The sequence below is a fragment of the Xanthomonas sp. SHU 308 genome (assembly GCF_000364645.1).
Taxonomy (GTDB): Bacteria; Pseudomonadota; Gammaproteobacteria; order Xanthomonadales; family Xanthomonadaceae; genus Xanthomonas_A; species Xanthomonas_A sontii.
On the sequence record NZ_AQOK01000308.1, the window covers coordinates 1 to 2,865 of the forward strand.

General features: G+C 64.8%; 3 protein-coding genes and 1 pseudogene. 2 read left to right on the forward strand and 2 right to left on the reverse strand.

All coding sequences use genetic code 11. The features are described 5' to 3' along the window. Positions 1-176 precede the first annotated feature (176 nt). Positions 177-488, forward strand: a complete 312-nt coding sequence (locus D588_RS0110935) for a hypothetical protein (RefSeq protein WP_017916000.1) — start codon at positions 177-179, stop codon at positions 486-488. A 77-nt stretch (positions 489-565) separates the two neighbouring features. Here the strand turns inward: D588_RS0110935 and D588_RS0110940 are convergent, their stop codons facing one another. Further along, positions 566-1,573: an NAD(P)-dependent alcohol dehydrogenase gene (locus tag D588_RS0110940; protein ID WP_017916001.1), complete on the reverse strand. Its 1,008-nt coding sequence runs from the start codon at positions 1,571-1,573 to the stop codon at positions 566-568. Positions 1,574-1,722: 149 nt separating this feature from the next. Here D588_RS0110940 and D588_RS0110945 point away from each other — a divergent pair, with 149 nt between their 5' ends. Beyond that, on the forward strand, positions 1,723-2,109 hold the full coding sequence (locus D588_RS0110945; protein ID WP_017916002.1) for a helix-turn-helix domain-containing protein: 387 nt from the start codon (positions 1,723-1,725) through the stop codon (positions 2,107-2,109). Between the two features lie 389 nt (positions 2,110-2,498). On the opposite strand, the pseudogene D588_RS0110950 reads toward D588_RS0110945, so the two are convergent. Continuing rightward, positions 2,499-2,783, reverse strand: a pseudogene (locus tag D588_RS0110950) (RebB family R body protein). Between the last annotated feature and the right edge of the window lie 82 nt (positions 2,784-2,865).

Below are 2,865 nucleotides of genomic sequence, written 5' to 3' on the forward strand. Positions count from 1 at the left end.
TCCCAATGTGGCTGAAATGAATGTCGATACAGCCTAGGACACCCGACGCTGCACCGCATGCGGAACGGCCGGCGGCTGTTACGCCCAACGCCACCACGGCCAATGGCGCAGGGCACGCTGCGCACGGCGATCAGCAACCGGGGCCACACGACGGCCTTTCGTCGAACGACCAGACGATGTTCGACAAGCTCAGAGCGGCGACCCCGCGTGAGATCTCCGACGACCACGTCGCCCACACCATGCTGTTGAGCAAGAAGGAGGGCATCACGGACGCCACCAAGATTGATGGCGTACGCATGTCTGGCGATACCTTATGGGTCGTCGGGACCACACCAGGCTTCAAGGTGTCGCTGGATACACGCGAGCCGGCTCCCCCCTTGCACGAGACGTCGCAACACGCACAAGCCTTCGACCGGCAACAGGCACAGCAATTGGCATACGACGCTTCGCAACAGGAAAGGGTTGCCCGAGGAGGCCAGGTGGTCTGAGTTCATCGGCCATGAATTCTGTCAGAGACCGGTATGGCCAAAAAACGGGCCGATCCCTTCTTCGTTATCCACGCAATTCAGGTCGATAGGCACAGCTTCCCAAAATGCTTCCCCGCCGCCTGATGCGCAAACGCATCGGCGATATCTGCCAGCGCGAAGGTCTGGTCGACCACCGGCTTGATGCCGGTCGCGTCGAGGGCGCGGACCATGTCGCGCTGGTGGCGGCGGCTGCCGACGATCAGGCCCTGCAGGGTCTGGTGGCGTTGCATCAGCGCCACGGTCGGCACCTGGCCGGCAATGCCGGTCAGCACGCCGATCAAGGCGATGTGGCCGCCGATGCGGCAGGCCTGGATGGATTGGCCCAGCGTGTCCGGTCCGCCCACTTCGATCACCACGTCGACGCCGCGGCCGTTGGTGTAGTCGAGCACCTTGGCCGCCCAGTCGGTGTCGCGGCGGTAGTTGATGGTGAAATCGGCGCCCAGCGCCTGCGCACGCGCCAGCTTCTCGTCGGACGACGAGGTGGCGATCACCGTGGCGCCCATGTGCTTGGCGAACTGCAGGGCGAAGATCGACACGCCGCCGGTGCCGAGCACCAGCACGGTGTCGCCCGCCTTCAGGTGCGCTTCCACCACCAGTGCGCGCCAGGCGGTGAGCCCGGCGGTCGTCAACGTCGCCGCTTCGGCGTGGCTGTAGCCGCGCGGGGCGTGCGTGAACCAGTGCGCGGGACGAACGACGTGTTCGCGTGCATAGCCGTCGACGCCGTCGCCGGGCACGGTGGCGAAATCGGCGATGGTCGGGCCGCCATCCAGCCAGGTCGGGAAGAAGGTCGAGACGACCGCGTCGCCCACGGCGAACTCGTCAACGCCCTCGCCCACCGCCTCGACCACGCCGGCGCCGTCGGACATCGGGATGCGGCCGTCGGCGCTGGGCATGCGGCCGGTCACCACGCCCAGGTCGTGGAAGTTGAGCGAGCTGGCATGCACGCGCACGCGGAGTTCGCCGGGGCCCGGCTGGCCGGGATCGGGCAGATCGACGAGGCGGAGGTTCTCGAGGCCAGCGGGCTGGCGCAGGGTGATGGCTTTCATGGGCACGACATCCTTAGCGGAAAAGTGGCGAGGGCAGCGCCGCATCAGTTGCAGCGAAACCGCATTGCAGGCATTGTCGGGATGCACTTCCTGCATCGCAAGAACGTACAATTTTCGCAGGTACTATCAATTTTGTAGGTACAACGACCATGCGTCTGAAACGTCTGGATGGCAAGAGCGGCTGCGCGGTCGAAGTCACGCTGTCGGTGATCGGCGGGGTGTGGAAGCCGGTGATCCTGTTCCACCTGCTCTCCGGCAAGAAGCGCTTCATGGAACTGACGCGCCTGGTTCCCAACGCCACGCAGCGCATGCTGACGCTGCAGTTGCGCGAGCTTGAGGAGGACGGCGTCATCGTGCGCCACGTCTATCCGCAGGTGCCGCCCAAGGTCGAATATGCGCTGACGCCGCTTGGCCACTCCCTCGCGCCGGTGCTGATCAGTTTGCGCGAATGGGGTGAGTCGTATCGCACCCGCGAGCTGTCGCGCGCGTCGGCTGACGCTGCGGAGTGCGTGCGTGGTGTAGCGACGGCTACTTGATTCAGGCAAGCGCCGAAAGAAAACCGGGGCGCGCACCACGAGGCCACGGCAGCGCGGCAGGAAGCACGACGTGGGGTCGCGGAACGTCGATGGTCGATAGCGACACCGCTGTAGATGCAAGATCCGGCGACGCTAGTGAGCTTCAATCGCGAAGGGAGGCCTATTTGCAGACGTCAGCGATCAACGAGGTCTCCCGACTACCGACCTTGGAAGGCGTCGGGACTGAGGTCACTCCCACAGGCACCCTGGCCAAAACACCGCAAGTCCTGGGGAGCGGCCGCCGCCGCGACGTGCGTGAGCGGGATTGCCCGTTGCGGCTGAAGCAGCTCCTTCAAGCACAAAGACGTGTCGCGCTGAGCCGTCGCAGAGCACGTCTTCAACGATGACCATCAAGCCCGCGTCGGCATCTTGTCCTTGAACGCCCGCAGCACCGCCGGCAAGCTGGCTAGATTGTCGGCAACACCAGCCTGGGCGATCTTCTCAACCGAGCCTGCGGTCGTGCTTGCGCTCGGCGTCTGCATTGCTCCCGGGCAGGTCGCCTGCGCCAGCGTAGCCGGCAGCAGCGGCGCTGACACAGCATTCTCGAACGGCGTGCCTACCGAATGCGCCAAGCTTTTGTCGACGGACGTCATTGCCTGTCACGGCGCTTCGCCAATGCCCTTGGCATTGGGCACGGTGACGGCGTCGGTGACCTGGTTATTGACTGCTGTGGATAGGCCCTAGGCTGTATCGACATTCATTTCAGCCACATTGGGA